A 17699-nucleotide genomic window follows, 5' to 3' on the forward strand; every position below is an offset into this window, starting at 1 on the left:
GATGTGGTAACGCACACCAGGCAAATCCTTGACACGACCACCGCGCACCAGAACCACCGAGTGTTCCTGCAGGTTGTGGCCTTCACCGCCGATGTACGAAATGACTTCGAAACCGTTGGTCAAGCGAACTTTGGCTACTTTACGCAGCGCCGAGTTAGGCTTTTTTGGCGTCGTGGTGTACACGCGGGTGCACACGCCACGGCGTTGTGGAGAGTTTTGCATCGCAGGGCTTTTGGACTTGATCGTTTCGACCTCGCGCCCCTGACGCACCAATTGATTGATGGTTGGCATTGTTTGTAACGTCCCTAAACGTTGAATTTTGACAAAAGAAACTTCCCCGCCCCAAAAGCGGAAAAGCCCGCCAGTATAACCGCATGGTGAAAGAGTGGCAAGTTATCCACAATTTAACAGCGCTTCGGCAGGCGCTGGCCGTTCCCGCAGGTCATTTGATCCAAAGCCTCACAGCGTCCCAGGCACGCCCCAGAACGCCGGCTTGTTCGACCGGCTCCAGCACCTGCAAAGGCACATCAAACAAGGCTTTTTCACCCTGCAACACCTTCAGACTACCCACGACCTGCCCTTTGGCAAAAGGCGCGACCAAGGGGTCCGGGCGCACCACCTGGGTTTTGAGCTGCGCAGCGCTGCCTGCAGGGATGGCCACCACCAAGGGGAGCACCGAGCCCAGCTTGAGCACTGGCTGTTTACCTTTCCACACCGATGGCGTGACCACCGCCTGGTTGGCGTCAAAGAGCTTGACCGCATCAAAGGCTGCATAGCCCCAGTTGAGCAGCTTCTGGCTCTCGTTGGCACGGGCATTTTCACTCTCGGCCCCCAGCACCACGCTCAGCAAGCGTCGCGTGCCCACATTGGGCAACTCACGTTTGGCCGATGCCACCAAGCAATAACCCGAAGCCTGAGTGTGACCGGTTTTGAGGCCATCCACACTGGCATCTCGAAACAGCAACAGATTGCGGTTGGTGTCATTGGCCGCCGGAGTGCCTTCGTAACGGTACTTTTTGATGGCGTAATAAGGCACATAGTCTGGAAAATCGCGCATCAACCGCGTGGCCAGCAAAGCCAAGTCTCGGGTGGTGGTGGTGTGGCCAGGGGCTGTGAGGCCTTCGGGGTTTTTGTAAAGCGTGCTGCGCATGCCCAAAAAGACCGCCTGGTCGTTCATCAACTGCACAAAGCGCTCGACGCTGCCCGCGACCCCCTCGGCCAAGGCCACCGTCGCATCGTTGCCCGACTGGACAATCATGCCTTTGATCAAGTCCTCTACGGGCACCTTCATCTTGGGGTCGATGAACATGCGCGACCCTGGCATCCTCCAAGCCCGTTCGGACACCGGCAAGCTTTGCTTGAGGTCGATCTTGCGGTTTTTCAGGGCGTCAAAGACCAAATAGGCCGTCATCAGCTTGGTCAGCGATGCGGGCTCCACCGGCATATCGGGGTCTTTGGCCGCCAAAACTTGGTTGGCGGTCACGTCCATCAGCAGATAGGCTTTGACCGCCATTTCGGGTGCTTCAGGCATTTGGGCCTGAACGCACCAAGAAGCAGCGGCCAGCCAAGCACCGATCCAAAATTTCGAAATTGCGTTCATGCGCTCGTTTGCCATGCGGAAAGTTTGCAATCTAAAAGGGCCCGAACCGAGCCGCGCAACCGGAGCATCGCTCGAAAAAAGGGGCTTGAGAACAGGACCCACGCATCAGGACCTCAAATGGCGCACCACCAATGATTTGAGAAGGGGCAATTGTCCGTGAAAGAAATGTTCACATCCAGGAATCACCGTGATAGGCAAGGATTGCGGCCGGGCCCAGTCCATCACGCTGGCCAATGGCACGGTGTCGTCTTGCTCGCCATGCAAAACCAGGCAGCGCTCGTGCAAATCAGGGGCCACTGGTGCCACCTCAAAACGCGACGCCGCCGTGCCCACCAGCACCAGTTGTTGCGGCGGCCGTTGGTCGCCCAAGGCTTGCACCACATGGCTGGTCACAAAAGCACCAAAGGAAAACCCGGCCAGCGCCAGGGGCCCCACTGGTGCCACCTGTGCGATGACCTTGCACATGTCTGCAGCCTCACCTTGGCCTTCGTCGTAGGTGCCCTCGCTCGCGCCCACGCCCCTGAAATTGAAGCGCACGGCCCGCCAGCCACTTTGCACAAATGCACGCGCCAAGGTCTGCACCACTTTGTTTTGCATGGTGCCGCCAAACAAGGGGTGGGGGTGTGCAATCACTGCAGTGCCCTGCACCGGGCCTTCAGCAGGCTCGTCCATCAAGGCTTCGATCTGCCCTGCCTGGCCTTGCAGACTGAGCGCACGGGTCGTGGGGTTCATCAACGCCCCAGTTGCTCGGGGGTCACCAAACGCTGGACTACCTGGCCATTTTTCAAATGCGACTCCACGATCTCATCGATATCGCTCTGGTCCACATAGGTGTACCAAACGCCTTCCGGGTACACCACGGCCACCGGCCCGCCCGCGCAGCGGTCCAGGCAACCGGCCTTGTTGACCCGAACTTCGCCAGGACCGGCCAGACCGAGCTCTTTCACACGGGACTTGCAATGGTCAAAAGCGGCCTGGGCGTTTTGTTGTGCGCAACAGGCCTCGTTGTTTTTGCGCTCATTCAGGCAAAAAAAGATGTGGCGCTTGAAATAGGGGTTGGGGGTTTCGGTGCTCATTCGGTAATTTTAGGCCCCCGCAGGAGGGTGAGGATTCACCCAACTCAGGAAAGGCCTGGCCAGGACAGTCGGCGTACCAGGTACACCAACAAGACAAAGGGCCACATCCAACCCAGCCACTGGATGAGTCCATGAAAACGGATGAAGCGTCCCTGCTCCCAAGTTTGCAGCGTCAAGGAAAAATACACATCGGCCGAGGCGCTGTTGAGCAAGCTCAACTGCAGTACCAAGGCCGCCAAAGCCAGTACCCAGCACAGGCGGGGTGGACAAAGCGAAAGCACCGCCGCCCCCACCAAGGCCCAAACAAAGCCCTTGATCACCTCGGGACTGATCCACCCCCACGCGTGCACGGGTCCGTATGTCAAAGCGGCCGACAAGGCGCTGGCCAACAAACCCACCGCCAAGCAAGCCCCGGCCACCACCCAGCGCTGCGGCCTGCGGCGCACCACGCCATACGCCAGCAAACAAGGCAGCAGCAAACCGACGGCCACACACAAGGTCTCAGTCAAAGGCAACAAAGGCTGGAGTTCTGCCATGCGCACTGGCCACCAATCCAGCCAGGGTGTGCCCTGTAACCACTCGATCCAAGTGGTCTCCACGCGCTCAAACACATGGCCCAGGCCAAACGGGACAGGGGCCGGAAACAGCAAAGCCAAGGGCCACAGGGCCAGCAAGGCCAGTGCACCACTGGCCTCGGCTTCAAACCAACGGTCCCTGAAACGACCCCAACGCTCAAGCAGCCCAGCCCAAGCCAGGCCCCGGGCCATCAGGGCACCTGCCCAAGCGCCCCCCACGTTGAGCACCCAATCGAGGTTGGAAGGCACCCGCACCGGCAAGAACATCTGCAGCGACTCCATCACCAGCGACAAGGCGGCGGCCACCAAGGCCGCTATGGTGACGGCAGGCCATTGTCGGCGGCTGCGGTGCACGGCCAGCGCCAGCAAAAAGCCCAAGGGGGCATAGCCCAGCACGTTGGAAAAAACGTCAAACCCAGTCCAGTAACGTGGCCAGGGTGCGGTCAGGAATGACCAAGACACCAGGCCCTGAAAGCGCCAGTTGTCAAACGGGTACAGGCTGGCGTAGACGATCAGGGCCGCATACAGCCAAAACAAAGGCCAGGCGGTTGTTTTGCGCCAAGTGGGCTTGCGCATAAGCCTGACGGGTCAGCCTTTAAAAAGGCTTGACCACCACCAAAATGACCGCCAGCAGCATCATCAGCACTGGCGCTTCGTTGAACCAGCGGAACCAGACATGGCTACGCTGCATCTGCCCGTTTTCAAACTTTCGCAACAACGCGCCACAACTGTGGTGGTAACCCAACAAAGCCAGCACGATCAGCAGCTTGGCATGCATCCAGCCCTGGCCCGTGCCCAGGCCAATGCCGTAGTAAAGCCAAAGCCACAAGCCCAACGCCAAGGCCGGAACAGCCAGGATGGTCATAAAGCGGTAGAGCTTGCGTGCCATCAAGAGCAGGCGATCACGCTCGGCGGTCGAGTCGGCTGGCACCATGGCCAGGTTGACGTAAATGCGTGGCAAATAAAACAAGCCGGCAAACCAGCTGGCAATGAAAACGATGTGAAGGGCTTTGATCCAGAGCATGCTTCAAGTGTAGCCAGTGATGCCCGAACCAAGGGCCTGTTCGCAGGGCAAAAAAAAACCCCGGCCAGGGGCCGGGGGTGGGAAGCCTTGTTGCTGTCACACATCAAGGCGCCCGCTCAGGGAGGAAAAGCGGGAGGCAGCAAGCTGCCCGAATTGGAATTTATCAAATAACAAAACCAATAACAAGCATGTGTTTTCCTTTTGTGTTGTTTTTATCATTTGGTGCCATCCAAGCATTTCACCTGAAGCGCACTGCCACCTGAGCGACCGCACGCACCCAACGACTTTTGGCATCTGCGCGGACTTCAGGCACAATTTTCGATATGAACTCTGTCGCCCCATTCCCCAACAGCCGCCCACGCCGCTTACGCCGTGACGAATTCACCCGCAACCTGGTGCGCGAACACCAAGTCACAGCGCACGATCTGATCTACCCGGTCTTTGTGCTGGACGGCCAGAACCAGCGCCAGCAGGTCAGCTCCATGCCCGGCGTGGAGCGCCTGTCGCTCGACCTGTTGTTGCCCGTGGCCGAAGACTGCGTCAAGCTGGGCATCCCGGTCATGGCGCTGTTCCCGGTGATCGATCCCAGCCTGAAGGACCCGACTGGCAGCGAAGCCATGAACCCGGGCGGCCTGGTGCCCCGCGTGGTGCGTGAGCTGAAAAAACACTTTCCCGAGCTGGGCATGATGACCGATGTGGCGCTCGACCCCTTCACCAGCCACGGCCAAGATGGCCTGCTCGACGAGACCGGCTACATCCTCAACGACGAAACCACCGCCGTGCTGGTGCAGCAAGCCCTGACCCAAGCCGAAGCCGGCGTGGACATGGTCGCCCCCAGCGACATGATGGACGGGCGCATCGGCGCGATACGCCAAGCGCTCGAAGCCCGCGGCCTGATCCACACCCGCATCATGGCCTACAGCGCCAAGTACGCCAGCGCCTTTTATGGCCCCTTCCGCGACGCGGTCGGCTCGGCCGGCAACCTGGGCAAAAGCAACAAAAAGGTCTACCAGATGGACCCCGGCAACAGCGACGAAGCCCTGCGCGAAGTGGCCATGGACCTGGCAGAGGGGGCAGACATGGTGATGGTCAAGCCCGGCATGCCGTACCTGGACATCGTGCGCCGCGTCAAAGACGAGTTCAAGGTGCCGACCTTCGCTTATCAAGTGTCGGGCGAATACGCCATGCTCAAAGCGGCCTCACAAAACGGCTGGCTGGACCATGACCTGGTCATGATGGAAAGCCTGCTGGCCTTCAAACGGGCCGGTGCAGATGGCGTGCTGACTTACTTTGCCCGCGACGCTGCGCGCTGGATCGCCGCCCATTGAAAGACGCCCACAGCCCTGCGGGCGTGCCCGGGTTGCGGGTGTTCAGCATCACCGGCAACCAGGTGCAGGCTTGGCCAGAGGGCAGCGCCGAGACCCCGCAACCTCAGGCCTTGCCCGAGCAAGGCTTCCTCTGGCTGGCTTTGTCCCGCTCGCATTTCGAGCAGCATTTATCCGCCATTCAGGCCAGCCTGCAACAACTGACGGGACAAAGTCTGGTGGACCTGCATGTCGCGGACTTGCTCAACGGCCAGCTGCCCTCACGCTACGACTTCACCTCGCACTACGACCTGGTGGTGTTTCGCCGATTGGCGCAGCAAACGAGCACCGCACCCCGGCACAGCGAAACCAAGGCTGCACACGCCCAGGGCAAAAGGCCTGGTCCACCCATCTTGCGACGCATCGACACCAGCCCGGTGGGTTTTGCGGTGTTTGAGCGGGTGCTGCTGAGCGTGCACCCCGACGACTGTGCCGTGCGCGAAGCCTATGCCAGCCGCCTTTTGAACGCGACGAGCGACAAGACCTTGGCACACGACCCAAGATCTGCCGGGGCACGGGGCATCCCCTTGGGTCCAGCCGACATGATGCTGCGCATCGTCAGCCAAATGGTGGACGCTTACCTGGACTTGCGCCGCGAATTGAGCCGCCAGCTCGACCACTGGCAGGCCGAGCTGATCCACCCCGGTGCGCGCTTTCGGCGTTGGGACGCCTTGCTGCAGGCCCGGCTGGCCCTTCACCAGCTTGAAGACCTGTGCGACGACCAGCACACGGCCATGCTCAACTGGAACGAAACCCTGGACGACTGGGTGGTGAGCGATGACCCGACCGCGCTGCGCGAGCACGAGTTGCTGAAATTGCGCTGCCGGGACGTGCTGGAACACATCGACCGGGTCGTTCACCACGTACGCCGCTTGGAACACAACACCGAAACCGCCGTGCAAATGCACTTCAACGCCCAAGGCAACCGCACCAACGACATCATGCGCACCTTGACGGCGCTGACCGCAATCTTCTTGCCCCTGAACCTGATCGCTGCGGTGTTCGGCATGAACTTTGAATTCATGCCCTGGCTGCACAAGGCCAGCGCCTTTTGGTGGACGCTGGGCGGCATGGTGGCCGTTGCCACCACCTTGGCCCTGGTGTTCTGGCGCAAGCGCTACCTGGCCCGCACGGGCGATTGATCGGCCAGGTCAGCCCAAATGCTGCTTGAAAAACGCCAGCGTGCGCTCGCGCGCCAGCTGGGCCGAAGGCGCATGCCATGAAGCGCGCTGGTCGCAATTGAAGCCGTGGTGCGCGGCATAGGTGTGGACAGCCACTTCGGAGTGTGCCTTCTGGAAAGCAGCCACCGTGTCCAGTGGAATCCACTTGTCCTCATCAGCAAAGTGGGCCAGAACAGGCACCCGAGGTTGGCGGGCGATTTCGGCCGCGCTGGTGACACCGCCTCCGTAGTAAGGCGCTGCAGCACTCAAACCCGTCAAAGTGCAGGCCGCACGCCAAGTCAGCAAACCGCCCCAGCAATAACCCACGATGCCGACCTTGCCCCCTAAGGCCTGGGCCGCATGGTCAATGGCCGCCTGAATGTCCTGCATCACGCCAGGTGTGGGCAAGGCCTCCACCGCCGTTTTGTAGCCAAAGCCTTCGCCCATGTCGGCATCGGTGTACCCCAGCTCCACCCCCGGCTTGACGCGATGGAAGGCGGCCGGAGCCACGGCCAGGTAACCCTCTGCCGCATAGCCATCGGCCACTTGGCGGATGTGGTTGTTCACGCCAAAAATTTCCTGGATGACCACCACAGCCCCCTTGGGTGCGCCAACAGGCCGGGCCTCGTAGGCGGGCACTGGGGTGCCATCTGCGCTTTGAAGTTCAATCATCGTTCCCATGTGTTTTCCTTTCGGTTAGAGCTCAGTTCAACGGGCCAACGCACGCTCGACAAAGTCTAGGCGGTCCTGGCCCCAAAAAATCTCGCCATCGACCACATAACTGGGGGCACCAAACACCCCTGCATCGATGGCCGACTGGGTGTAACTTTCATAACGCTCCTGCACCGCTTGGCTGCGCGACTGTGCCATCAAACTGTCTGGCAAATTATGCTCATACAGCAGTTCGGCCAACACCTTGTCATCAGCCATGTTGCGCTCTTGCGCCCAGCAAGCGGCCAAAATCGCACCCGCGATGTGCATGGCCCCCAGTGGGCCATGGGCCAGATCGGCGGCAATGATCAGACGGGCCGATTCGTCACCACCCACCGGGAAATACTTGGGCTTGAGGTTCAAAGGCACATCCAAGTGCTGGCTAAAGCGCTGCAACTCCACCAAGCGGTAAGCCTGGCGCTGGGGCGCACGCTGGCCTAAAGGCAAGCCACCCGAAATCGGAAACACCTTGCCGCCCAGATCGATGGGCATGACACGCAGCGTAGCCCCCGTGCGCTGCACGATGTCAGCCAGGCGCTGGTGGCCCAAATAAGCCCAGGGGCTTTGGGGTGCGAGGTAATAGTCCACTGTGCGACCCATGCTGTCTCCTTGTGTGTTGTGTAATCTTTGGGTGGAACAAGGGTTTTAACCGTTCTCAACATTTTTTGCAGGAGATATGCCATGAACAAAGTCTTGTTGGTGACCGGCGGCAGCCGAGGGATCGGCGCGGCAACCGCCCTGTTGGCGGCAAAAAATGGTTGGTCGGTGGCCGTGAACTACACCGCCAACTCGCTGGCCGCCGACGAAGTGGTTCGGCAAATACGCGCAACGGGCGGGCAAGCCATGTCGGTGCAGGCCGATGTGGCCGAAGAAGCGCAGGTGCTGCGCATGTTCGAGCACATTGACGCCAAATTGGGCCGCCTGAGCGGGCTGGTCAACAACGCCGGCGTGGTCGACGTCAAGGCCCGCATAGACGAAATGAGCGTGGCCCGCTGGAAACGCATGTTCGACATCAATGTGATCGGCAGCCTGATCTGCGCCCGCGAAGCTGTGCGCCGCATGAGCACCTTTCACGGCGGAGAAGGCGGCAGCATCGTCAATGTGTCCAGCGCCGCCTCTCGCTTGGGCGCGCCGGGCCAGTACGTGGACTACGCCGCCGCCAAGGGCGCGATCGATGCCTTTACCCTTGGCCTGGCCAAAGAGGTGGCCGCAGAGGGCGTCCGGGTCAACGCGGTGCGCCCGGGTCTGATCGACACCGAGATCCACGCCTCTGGCGGCCTGCCCAACCGGGTGAAAGACCTGCAGCACCTGGTGCCAGCAGGGCGCGGCGGCAGCGCCGAAGAAGTGGCCGAGGGCATTGTCTGGCTGCTGTCGGATGCGGCCAGCTACACCACCATGAGTTTTCTGGACATTTCGGGAGGCCGGTGATGGCCGAAATCAAATACTTTTGGGAAGACTTTGCGGTGGGCGAGGTGCGCGATTTGGGCACCATCTCGCCCACTCGCGAAGAAATCATCGCCTTTGCCACCCAGTTCGACCCGCAACCTTTTCACCTGAACGACAAAGCAGCCAAAGCTTCGGTCTTTGGGGCGCTGTCGGCCAGCGGATGGCACACCTGCGCCATGGCCATGCGGCTGATGGTCACCAATTTTTTGAACGACTCCTCCAGCCTGGGTTCGCCGGGTCTGGAAGGCGTCAAATGGCTCAAACCCGTTTACCCGGGAGACACCCTGCGCCTGCAAAGCACCATGCTCGAGACCAAACCCATGAGCAAGCGTCCCGATGTAGGCATGACGCGCAACCTGTGGGAAATGTTCAACCAACACGGTGACAAAGTGCTGCACATGGAAGGCTGGGGCATGTTCAGAAGGCGCACGCCAGCCGCTTGATGGGGAGCACAATCGGGCGATGGATTTCAAACCGCTCATCACCCTGCTGGCCATCGTCAACCCTTTGGCGATCGTTCCTTTTTTCATTCACTACACGCAGGGCTTCAGCAGCGCCCAACGCCAACGCACCATCTGGGTGTCATCGTTCAGCGCCTTCGTGGTCATTGCAGCCAGCGCCTTGCTGGGCCTGCAAATTCTGGAATTTTTCGGCATCTCGCTGGCCAGCTTTCAGGTGGGTGGCGGCATGCTGCTGCTCACATCGGCCCTGTCGATGCTGAATGCGCAGCCCGCCGAAGCCCGCGCCAATGCCGAAGAAGTGCACGACGCCGAAGCCAAAGCCGCCATGGGGGCCAGCATCGCCGTGGTGCCGCTGACCATCCCGCTGTTGACTGGCCCCGCCACCATGTCCACGGTGGTGATTTACGCCGAAAAAGCCAAAGACTTTGCCCAACTGGCCACCCTCGTGGGCTACGGCGTGGTCATTGCGCTGGCAACGGCCTTGTGCTTTTCACTGGCCACCCCGATTGCCCGCATTCTGGGCAAAACCGGTATCAACGTGATGACCCGCCTCATGGGTTTGATCCTGGCCGCACTGGCGGTCGAGGTCATGGCAGATGGCCTGACCAAGCTGTTTCCGGTGCTGGCACGGGGGGGGTGATCCCGTCAAGGCACAATCCAGACATGCACAAAGAGTCCTTGATCACCCTGCTTCAGCAACGTCTGCCTGGTCTGCTGGCGGTCTATGCTTTTGGCAGCCGCATAGAGAATCAAGGACTCTCTGCGCGATCTGACAGCGACCTCGATCTGGCGGTTTTGCTCGAAGGTTATGGGGACCCCCTGACGCTGTTCAATTTGTCGGGTTCATTGGCAGACATCGCAGGCTGCACAGTAGATTTGCTGGACATCCGAGCAGCGTCCACTGTCATGCAGTACCAAATTCTGACCCTTGGCACCGCCTGGTGGCGCAAGGATGTCCGGGCTGGCTTGTTTGAAGCGGCCATGCTCAGCGAAAAAATGGCGCTCAACGAAGCCCGCGCCGGATTGATTCACGACGTGGCACAAAGAGGACGTGTGTATGGCCGATGACGTTTTGCTGAACAAGGCAGCCACCATTGAACGCTGCGTCGCCCGCGCACGGTAAGAGTTCAACACCGACCCCCAAACATTTGCCACCAACTTCACTCGTCAAGACGCGGCCATTTTGAACATACAGCGGGCTTGCGAAGCGGCGCTCGACATGGGCCACCACATCATCCGCCGGGAAAGTCTGGGGCTTCCACAAAGCTCACGCGATGTCTTTGCCCTCCTGGCCACAGCGCACTGGCTCAAACCCGAACTGGCGGAGTCCATGAAGCACATGGTGGGCTTTCGAAACATCGCGGTCCACGAATACCAGACAATGCAACTACCCATCACGGTCAACATCATCCAGTTGCAACTGGGCGAGTTTCTGGCTTATTCACGGCAGATGTTGCTGAAAGACCGCGTCTAACCCCCATACGACAAGAAAGCCGAATTTCCTCCACCGGTGCGCCACCCAGCTCAATGGTTTTTGCAGGGGTGTCGTCCCTTTCAAACCCGGCAGCCTTGTAAAAACGGATCGCTCGCGCATTTTCAGCCAGCACCCACAAGCGACATTGTCGATAGCCTAGTTCAAGCAAGCGGGTCTGAGCTGACACCCAAAGTTGACGCCCCACGCCCGTAGACCAGACCGTGGGCAATGCATACAAAGCCCAGATTTCTGCATCGCCATTCAGTGCACTCTGATCCCGGCATGGTCCGGTATTGATCCAGCCCAACATGCGACCGTCATCCATAGCCACCTGCAAATTACCCTGTTTTTCAGCCAGAAACTGTACCCAAAATGCCTGTCGCGATGCCACCGACAAGGAAGCTAGAAACGCTTCAGGCAGGATGGCTGCGTAAGCGGTCCGCCACGCCTCGACATGGATTTGAGTCACGGCCTGAGCGTCATCAGGTATGGCATCACGAATCAACATCATTCAATCTCTTTCACCGTACGCGGCCAGCCCGCCCAGCAAGACGACGGGCGATCAGACTGCCCTCTGGCACGCCACAGGCCTGTACAGGGTTCATTTGATTTTCAAAAAATGGGCTCGCAATGAACCTGTGTCTGAACGGAGTTGGCGATGAAGCAGGCTTCATGCGCGGCATGGTGCATCTGGGCAATTTGATCGGGTGTGGGCATGCGGTCGCCACAAAAGCGCACATCGGGCCTGAGGGTGACTTGTGTCATCGCCAGCTTGCCTTGGCTGTTTTTACCCATTTGTCCCGTGGCCGCATCCGCATAACGGTCGATGCAAAATTTTTGCTTTGCGGCGATGTCCAAAAACCAAAGCATGTGACAGCTCGACAAGGCCGCGACAAACATTTCTTCAGGGTCTGCTGCCAAAGGGTCCGACATGGGCAAAGGCACGACATGGGGCGAAGATGAACCAGCGAAGGCCACGCCACCATCGAAACGCACCAGATGCTTCCTGCTGTAGCGGTGATCCAGAAAGTTCTGATCGCCCCTTTGCCAAATCACTTCGGCCGTGTAGTTCGCCATATGGGTTCTGCAGCACAAAAGGCATTCGCATTTCAGATGCTGTGCCATGGATGAATTTTAGAATTCTTATTTATCCATTTGCATCATGCCTCAGCTTCATTTCCGGAACATCGAAACGCTGGCCTTTACGAGTGGCGGCAACCGTTTTTGTGATGTGCAAGGCTTCCAACACACAACGCACCTGACTGTCCGCCTGACTGAATGAGTCGCATAAGATCAGCCGTTTCTTCCCAATTTTTGCCAAACTCACTATCCTGAAGGCATGAGCACCATGAACATTTCTCTGCCTGAAACTTTAAAGACCTTCGTGGATCTGCAAGTCAGCCAACGCGGCTACGGCACCAGCAGCGAGTACGTGCGTGAATTGATCCGCAAGGACCAGGATCGCCTGCAATTGCGTGAACTGCTCATGAACGGTGCGGGTTCTGCACCCACTGCTCCCGTCAACGGGACTTACTTTGATGGCTTGCGTGACCGGGTTCACCAAGCCATACGGACCCACTCACCACGGTGAAAACCAAGCCAGTCATCCCACGCGAATTGGCCCTTCGGGATGTTGAGCAAGCTGTTGCCCACTATTTAGACGAAGATGCACCATCTGCCGCTCTCGGTTTGATTGATGCGGTGGAAAAAGCCTATGCCCACATCGGTCGGCACCCCGCCACGGGATCGCCAGGGTATGCCCATGAATTGAACCTGCCGGGTCTTCGGTTTTAGCCACTGACCGCTTACCCGCATGGTGTTTTTTACATCGGAAAAGAGGACCACATCGATGTTTGGCGCGTGCTGCACGGCCAACGCGATATCCCTGCTTGGCTTCAAACTGAACCTGATTGAGTTCACCTTGTCAGCTCTGAAACACCAGTGCCAAGTTTCATCGGTTGCTGAAAATCACGTCCCAAACCCCATAACCAACCCAGCCCTCAAATGCGCCACCAGCGCCGTCACCGCCCGGGGCACATGCGGTGCATACGGCCGGATGGCGTAGATGGTTTCGGCAAAAGCGCCCACCGGTTTCCAGTCGGGCAGCACCCGCACCAAGTGACCCTTGCGTAACTCGGCTTGGGCACTGAAGTCGGGCAGGAGGGCGATGCCTGCGCCGGTCAAGGCCGCTTCTCTCAAAGCCTCGCTGTTGTTGGCGGCGAAATGGCCACTCACGGGCACCGTGACGCGCTCACCCACTGCTGAGGACTCACGCAACTCAAAGGTCCACGCGGGCGTGTCTTGCGAGCGGGGGTAATGCAGGCAGTTGTGGGCTTGCAGCTCGGTGGGGCTTTGCGGATCGCCATGTTGGCCAATGTAAGCACGGGTGGCCACCAGCACCGATTCGGTCGCGCACAGCGCCCAAGCCACATGGGTGTCGGGTGGGCGGGCGGTGTGGCGGATGGCCAGGTCGTAGCCTTCGGTGGCCAAGGCACTCAAGCGGTCGGACAGGTCCAGCTCGATGCGCACATCCGGAAAGTCTTTCAAGAAAGCGGCAAACAGCGGCACCAGTTGCTGGCGGGCCAGCGCCACCGGCGCGGTCACGCGCAACAAACCGCTGGGCTGTTCGGCCAAGTCACGCACTTGGGCAAAACTCTGCTCGATCTGCTCAAACGAGGCGCGGGTTTCATCCACCAGCCTTTGGCCCGCCTCGGTCAATCGCAGGCTGCGGGTGGTGCGCTGCACCAGGGTCACCTTGGCAGCGCGCTCCAGTTCGGCCATGCGCTGGCTCATGGCGGCCTTGCTCACGCCCAGGCGGGCTGCGGCAGCGGTATAGCTGCCCTGCTGCGCCAGCACGCTCAGCCAGTGCAGGTGGGTCCAGAGGGTGTTGATTTTTTTCTCTTCCATGCATTGATTGTTCACTATTTTGAACAATCAATTCAGCTTTACGGACTTGTGAGGGGGTGCGGGGGTGCCTACACTCAGTGCACTTTCAGTGCTTTTGTTGGGCAAGAGCTGCGCACAAGGCGCTGAATTGTTGTAGGAGCCCACCCCTGTGGGCGATCAGAGGGTTTCCACATGATCGAAGAATCGCCCACAGGGGGCTCCTACAAAAGACACATTCACGAGCAAAAGGCGCAAGCCACAAGGAGCACCCCATGAGCACCACCCACATCGGTCATTACATTGGCGGCCAGACCGCCGCAGGCGCTTCGGGCCGCAGCCAGCCGGTCACCAACCCCGCCACCGGTGCCGTGACCGGCAGCGTATCCCTGGCCAACAGCGCCGAAGTGTCCCAGGCCGTGGCCGCTGCGCAAGCGGCGTTTCCTGCCTGGGCCGACACGCCACCGCTGCGCCGCGCCCGCGTGATGTTCAAGTTCCTCGAACTGCTGAACACCCACAAAGACGAGCTGGCCCACATGATCACCGCCGAGCACGGCAAGGTGTTCACCGATGCGCAAGGCGAAGTCTCACGCGGCATCGACATCGTGGAATTCGCCACCGGCATCCCTCAGCTGCTCAAGGGTGACTTCACCGACCAGGTCTCCACAGGCATCGACAACTGGACCCTGCGCCAGCCCCTGGGCGTGGTGGCCGGCATCACGCCGTTTAACTTCCCCGTGATGGTGCCCATGTGGATGTTTCCGGTGGCCATTGCGGCGGGCAACACCTTCATCCTCAAACCCAGCCCGACCGACCCCAGCGCATCGCTGTTCATGGCTGACTTGCTCAAAAAAGCCGGTCTGCCCGACGGCGTGTTCAACGTGGTGCAAGGCGACAAGGAAGCCGTGGACGCGCTGCTCGAGCACCCCGATGTGAAAGCCATCAGCTTTGTCGGCTCTACACCGATCGCCAACTACATTTATGAGACCGGTGCACACCACGGCAAACGTGTACAAGCCTTGGGTGGTGCGAAAAACCACTTGGTCGTCATGCCCGACGCCGACATCGACCAGACCGTGGACGCGCTGATTGGCGCCGGCTACGGCTCGGCTGGTGAGCGCTGCATGGCGATCAGCGTGGCGGTGTTGGTGGGCGATGTGGCCGACAAAATCTTGCCGAAGTTGATTGAGCGCACCCAAGCCCTGAAAGTGCTCAACGGTGAAAACCTGGCCGCCGAGATGGGCCCCATCGTGACCGACGCGGCGCGTCAGCGCATCAAGGGCTACATCGACGCGGGTGTGGCCGAAGACGCCAAGATGCTGGTCGACGGCCGCGAGTTTGACGGCGCAAAAGCCGGTGCCGGCTGCGAGCAAGGCTTTTGGCTGGGCGGCACGCTGTTCGACCACGTGACCACCGACATGAAGATCTACAAGGAAGAGATTTTTGGCCCGGTGCTGTCGTGCGTGCGCGTGCCTGACTTTGGCACCGCCGTGCAAATCATCAACGACCACGAGTTCGGCAACGGCGTGAGCTGCTTTACCCGCGACGGCAACGTGGCGCGTGAGTTCGCGCGCCGCATTCAGGTGGGCATGGTCGGCATCAACGTACCGATTCCCGTGCCCATGGCCTGGCACGGTTTTGGTGGCTGGAAGCGTTCGCTGTTTGGCGATATGCACGCCTATGGCGAAGAGGGTGTGCGTTTTTACACCAAGCAAAAGTCCATCATGCAGCGTTGGCCCGAGAGCATTGGCAAGGGTGCTGAGTTTGTGATGCCGACGGCCAAGTAACTCCGGAACAGGCACCATCACGGGTGGCAACACCGACAACCCCACGCTCATGATCGCGGAAAAAGCGGCGCGGTGGTTCTTGTAGGACGTGGCGCACTGCTCCATCCAACCCCTCGGGCAACGCCAAAGTACGCACATTTGTCAGGCAAGCGTCAGCTCGGGTCAGGGATTTCCCCTGAATCGGGAAATCCCTGAGGAAAACGGGGCGCTTGCGGGATTACATTTCACCCACTCGATGCAAAGCAGTACTTGCATCCCGAGGGCCGAGGAGACACTGAAGCCTTAGAACTCCAACATGGAACAGCATCCAACGAGGTGTGATTTTTTTCAAAGCGTCGCGCAAGCGGCGCTTTTTTTTGCCCCTCTGGCCACCCGCCGGTGACAGCCACAACACTGCCACAATCGCGCCCATGGAATTACTGATTGTTTCGCTGGCCTCCTTGCTGGCAGGCCTGATGGACGCGATCGTGGGTGGCGGCGGCCTGATCCTGATTCCTGCCTTGTTTGCCACCTTTCCGGGGGCAGCTCCCGCCACTTTGTTTGGCACCAACAAAAGCGCCGCGATCTGGGGCACAGCTTTTGCCACCTTGCAGTACAGCCGCAAAGTGGTCATGCCTTGGCGCGCCTTGCTGCCCGCTGCCGGCGCGGGTCTGTTGGGCTCCTTGATCGGGGCCTGGGCGGTCACACAGGTCGACCCCACACTGTTTCGCAAAGCCTTGCCCGTCATGATGGCCGCTCTGCTGGTGTATACCCTGGCCAAAAAAGACATGGGACGCACCCACGCACCCCGCTATGCAGGTGCAAAGCAGGCCTGGGTTGGGGCCGCCATCGGCTTGACCATCGGCTTCTACGACGGGTTTTTCGGGCCCGGCACGGGCAGTTTTTTGGTATTTGCCTATGTCCGTTTGATGGGCTATGACTTCTTGAACGCTACGGCCTCGGCCAAACTGATCAATGTGGCCACCAACTTTTCTGCGCTCATGCTGTTTGCCATTCAGGGCCATGTGTGGTGGCACTTGGCTTTGGCCATGGCGGTGTCCAACATCATCGGCAGCCTGATTGGCACCCGGCTGGCGATGAAACACGGCTCGGGTTTTGTGCGCCACGTGTTCATTGTGGTGGTGTTGGCCCTGATCTGCAAAACCGCTTACGACACCTGGTTGCGCTAGCCCTTCACCGCAAACGCCATTTGATTTGCCCCGCGTACTGCGCCAGCGCCACGCCCAACAGGGTCACGCCGGCCCCGGCGATCTTGATCCAGCTGTAATGCTCGCCCGACAAAGCCCAAGCAAACAAGCCCGCCATGGGGGGCATTAAATACATCAAAGGGGCCGTTCGTGCCACGCCGCGCACGGTGTTGATCCAGCCCCAAGCCAACCAGCCAATGAAGGCCGACACCAAAATGGACCAAAATAAACCCACCCACGCCCAAAAGTCGAGCACCGACCAAGTGGCGTCCATGCCGGCGGGCACCGACAAAAGCATCACGGGCAAACCGCCCAGCAAGGTGGCATAACCCATGGTCAAGACCGGCCCGTGTTTTTCCATCACAGGTTTGACCGCTACGGTGTAATAAGAAAAGAAAGCGGCGGCGACCAATAAAACCAAATCGCCCCCGCCAGCCCGCCAATTGCCGCCCAGCAACTTGTCGGACAGGAACATCAACACCCCGCCAAAAGCCAGGGCCACACCCGACATTTGCGCTGCGGTCAGCCGCTCAAGGCCCTGGTACCGAAGGATCAACAAGGTCAAAATCGGTCCGCACGCCAAAATCACCGAACTGGAAAACGCCGTGGACCAGTGGATGCCGTAAGTGACCAAGCCCACATGCACGGAGTGACCAAGGAAGCCCAGCCAGGCCATTTGCATCCAGTCCTTTCGGGGCAAAGGGGGCAGCCAACGGCCAAAACGCCAACGCATCAGCAACAGCGCACAGGTGGGCATGATGAGGTAACGCGCCCACAGAAAACCACCCGGTGTGATCAGGTCAAACAGGTACTTTTGCAGGCTGAAGTTGCCCCCCCAGATGACCACCAGCACGAGCGCCACAAGCAGGGCACGTCGGTCGTGACGGTGTAAGTGAGTCGGGTCGGGCATGCAGGGATTGTGCTGCCAGCAGGCAGCATCCCGTGTCCCGC

The 17699-nt window shown here is 59.7% G+C and carries 23 protein-coding genes; 10 read left to right on the top strand and 13 right to left on the bottom strand.

The window, feature by feature from the left end:
- From rpsL to Q0O99_RS08165, 6 genes are all read right to left on the bottom strand, one after another.
- Nucleotides 1-291, bottom strand: a 291-nt coding sequence (rpsL, locus tag Q0O99_RS08140; protein ID WP_293750297.1) for a 30S ribosomal protein S12, incomplete at its 3' end; no start/stop codon positions are given.
- A 151-nt stretch (nucleotides 292-442) separates the two neighbouring features.
- Nucleotides 443-1531, bottom strand: a complete 1089-nt coding sequence (locus tag Q0O99_RS08145; protein ID WP_293750471.1) for a D-alanyl-D-alanine carboxypeptidase family protein — start codon at nucleotides 1529-1531, stop codon at nucleotides 443-445.
- A gap of 174 nt (nucleotides 1532-1705) precedes the next feature.
- On the bottom strand, nucleotides 1706-2332 hold the full coding sequence (locus tag Q0O99_RS08150) for a CocE/NonD family hydrolase (protein WP_293750299.1): 627 nt from the start codon (nucleotides 2330-2332) through the stop codon (nucleotides 1706-1708).
- Entirely contained in the window at nucleotides 2332-2676 is a 345-nt protein-coding gene (locus Q0O99_RS08155) for a (2Fe-2S) ferredoxin domain-containing protein (RefSeq protein WP_293750301.1), read from the bottom strand. The genes Q0O99_RS08150 and Q0O99_RS08155 overlap by 1 nt, the downstream gene beginning before the upstream one ends.
- A 44-nt stretch (nucleotides 2677-2720) precedes the next feature.
- On the bottom strand, nucleotides 2721-3827 hold the full coding sequence (locus Q0O99_RS08160; protein WP_293750303.1) for a VanZ family protein: 1107 nt from the start codon (nucleotides 3825-3827) through the stop codon (nucleotides 2721-2723).
- 19 nt (nucleotides 3828-3846) lie between these two features.
- Nucleotides 3847-4275, bottom strand: coding sequence for a CopD family protein (locus Q0O99_RS08165; RefSeq protein WP_293750305.1), 429 nt, complete (start codon nucleotides 4273-4275; stop codon nucleotides 3847-3849).
- A gap of 323 nt (nucleotides 4276-4598) precedes the next feature.
- Between Q0O99_RS08165 and hemB the strand changes: the two genes are divergently transcribed.
- Together hemB and Q0O99_RS08175 are read left to right on the top strand one after the other, a co-directional pair.
- Nucleotides 4599-5603 carry a porphobilinogen synthase gene (hemB, locus tag Q0O99_RS08170; protein ID WP_293750307.1) on the top strand — a complete coding sequence of 335 codons (1005 nt, stop codon included), beginning with the start codon at nucleotides 4599-4601 and terminating at the stop codon, nucleotides 5601-5603.
- A gap of 62 nt (nucleotides 5604-5665) precedes the next feature.
- Nucleotides 5666-6781: a magnesium transporter CorA family protein gene (locus Q0O99_RS08175; RefSeq protein ID WP_293750472.1), complete on the top strand. Its 1116-nt coding sequence runs from the start codon at nucleotides 5666-5668 to the stop codon at nucleotides 6779-6781.
- Between the two features lie 9 nt (nucleotides 6782-6790).
- On the opposite strand, the gene Q0O99_RS08180 is transcribed toward Q0O99_RS08175, so the two are convergent.
- Together Q0O99_RS08180 and Q0O99_RS08185 are read right to left on the bottom strand one after the other, a co-directional pair.
- On the bottom strand, nucleotides 6791-7480 hold the full coding sequence (locus Q0O99_RS08180; protein WP_293750309.1) for a dienelactone hydrolase family protein: 690 nt from the start codon (nucleotides 7478-7480) through the stop codon (nucleotides 6791-6793).
- Between the two features lie 27 nt (nucleotides 7481-7507).
- Nucleotides 7508-8110 (bottom strand): 2-hydroxychromene-2-carboxylate isomerase, encoded by a 603-nt coding sequence (locus Q0O99_RS08185; RefSeq protein WP_293750311.1) that lies wholly within the window; start codon nucleotides 8108-8110, stop codon nucleotides 7508-7510.
- 81 nt (nucleotides 8111-8191) lie between these two features.
- Between Q0O99_RS08185 and Q0O99_RS08190 the strand changes: the two genes are divergently transcribed.
- The 5 genes from Q0O99_RS08190 (at nucleotide 8192) to Q0O99_RS08210 (ending at nucleotide 10891) form a co-directional block, all read left to right on the top strand.
- A complete protein-coding gene (locus Q0O99_RS08190) occupies nucleotides 8192-8938 on the top strand; it encodes an SDR family oxidoreductase (RefSeq protein ID WP_293750313.1) in 747 nt (248 codons plus the stop codon).
- A complete protein-coding gene (locus tag Q0O99_RS08195) occupies nucleotides 8938-9399 on the top strand; it encodes a MaoC family dehydratase (RefSeq protein ID WP_293750314.1) in 462 nt (153 codons plus the stop codon). Before Q0O99_RS08190 ends, Q0O99_RS08195 begins: the two co-directional genes overlap by 1 nt.
- 19 nt (nucleotides 9400-9418) lie before the next feature.
- Nucleotides 9419-10057 (top strand): MarC family protein, encoded by a 639-nt coding sequence (locus Q0O99_RS08200; RefSeq protein WP_293750315.1) that lies wholly within the window; start codon nucleotides 9419-9421, stop codon nucleotides 10055-10057.
- A gap of 23 nt (nucleotides 10058-10080) precedes the next feature.
- The gene (locus Q0O99_RS08205; protein ID WP_293750316.1) at nucleotides 10081-10485 is read left to right on the top strand and encodes a nucleotidyltransferase domain-containing protein; all 405 of its coding nucleotides are present in this window, start codon (nucleotides 10081-10083) and stop codon (nucleotides 10483-10485) included.
- Nucleotides 10486-10600: 115 nt separating this feature from the next.
- Entirely contained in the window at nucleotides 10601-10891 is a 291-nt protein-coding gene (locus tag Q0O99_RS08210; RefSeq protein WP_293750318.1) for a DUF86 domain-containing protein, read from the top strand.
- Here the strand turns inward: Q0O99_RS08210 and Q0O99_RS08215 are convergent.
- Both Q0O99_RS08215 and Q0O99_RS08220 read right to left on the bottom strand, forming a co-directional pair.
- Nucleotides 10824-11402, bottom strand: a complete 579-nt coding sequence (locus Q0O99_RS08215; RefSeq protein ID WP_293750320.1) for a GNAT family N-acetyltransferase — start codon at nucleotides 11400-11402, stop codon at nucleotides 10824-10826. The two genes, Q0O99_RS08210 and Q0O99_RS08215, sit on opposite strands and share 68 nt — an antisense overlap.
- 101 nt (nucleotides 11403-11503) lie before the next feature.
- Nucleotides 11504-11968: an OsmC family protein gene (locus tag Q0O99_RS08220; RefSeq protein ID WP_293750322.1), complete on the bottom strand. Its 465-nt coding sequence runs from the start codon at nucleotides 11966-11968 to the stop codon at nucleotides 11504-11506.
- A 262-nt stretch (nucleotides 11969-12230) separates the two neighbouring features.
- Between Q0O99_RS08220 and Q0O99_RS08225 the strand changes: the two genes are divergently transcribed.
- On the top strand, nucleotides 12231-12482 hold the full coding sequence (locus tag Q0O99_RS08225; protein WP_293750324.1) for a type II toxin-antitoxin system ParD family antitoxin: 252 nt from the start codon (nucleotides 12231-12233) through the stop codon (nucleotides 12480-12482).
- A 65-nt stretch (nucleotides 12483-12547) separates the two neighbouring features.
- Here Q0O99_RS08225 and Q0O99_RS17535 read toward each other — a convergent pair whose 3' ends face one another.
- Nucleotides 12548-12766, bottom strand: a complete 219-nt coding sequence (locus Q0O99_RS17535; RefSeq protein WP_367185230.1) for a hypothetical protein — start codon at nucleotides 12764-12766, stop codon at nucleotides 12548-12550.
- Nucleotides 12767-12859: 93 nt separating this feature from the next.
- Nucleotides 12860-13798 carry a LysR family transcriptional regulator gene (locus Q0O99_RS08235; protein WP_293750326.1) on the bottom strand — a complete coding sequence of 313 codons (939 nt, stop codon included), beginning with the start codon at nucleotides 13796-13798 and terminating at the stop codon, nucleotides 12860-12862.
- A 251-nt stretch (nucleotides 13799-14049) separates the two neighbouring features.
- Here Q0O99_RS08235 and Q0O99_RS08240 point away from each other — a divergent pair, with 251 nt between their 5' ends.
- A complete protein-coding gene (locus Q0O99_RS08240; protein ID WP_293750328.1) occupies nucleotides 14050-15561 on the top strand; it encodes a CoA-acylating methylmalonate-semialdehyde dehydrogenase in 1512 nt (503 codons plus the stop codon).
- 410 nt (nucleotides 15562-15971) lie between these two features.
- Entirely contained in the window at nucleotides 15972-16730 is a 759-nt protein-coding gene (locus tag Q0O99_RS08245) for a TSUP family transporter (protein WP_293750330.1), read from the top strand.
- 4 nt (nucleotides 16731-16734) lie between these two features.
- Here the strand turns inward: Q0O99_RS08245 and Q0O99_RS08250 are convergent, their stop codons facing one another.
- Nucleotides 16735-17658, bottom strand: coding sequence for a DMT family transporter (locus Q0O99_RS08250; RefSeq protein ID WP_293750332.1), 924 nt, complete (start codon nucleotides 17656-17658; stop codon nucleotides 16735-16737).
- Nucleotides 17659-17699: the final 41 nt, after the last annotated feature.

The sequence above is a fragment of the Limnohabitans sp. Rim8 genome, from assembly GCF_945901735.1.
In the GTDB taxonomy this organism is placed as follows: domain Bacteria; phylum Pseudomonadota; class Gammaproteobacteria; order Burkholderiales; family Burkholderiaceae_C; genus Limnohabitans_A.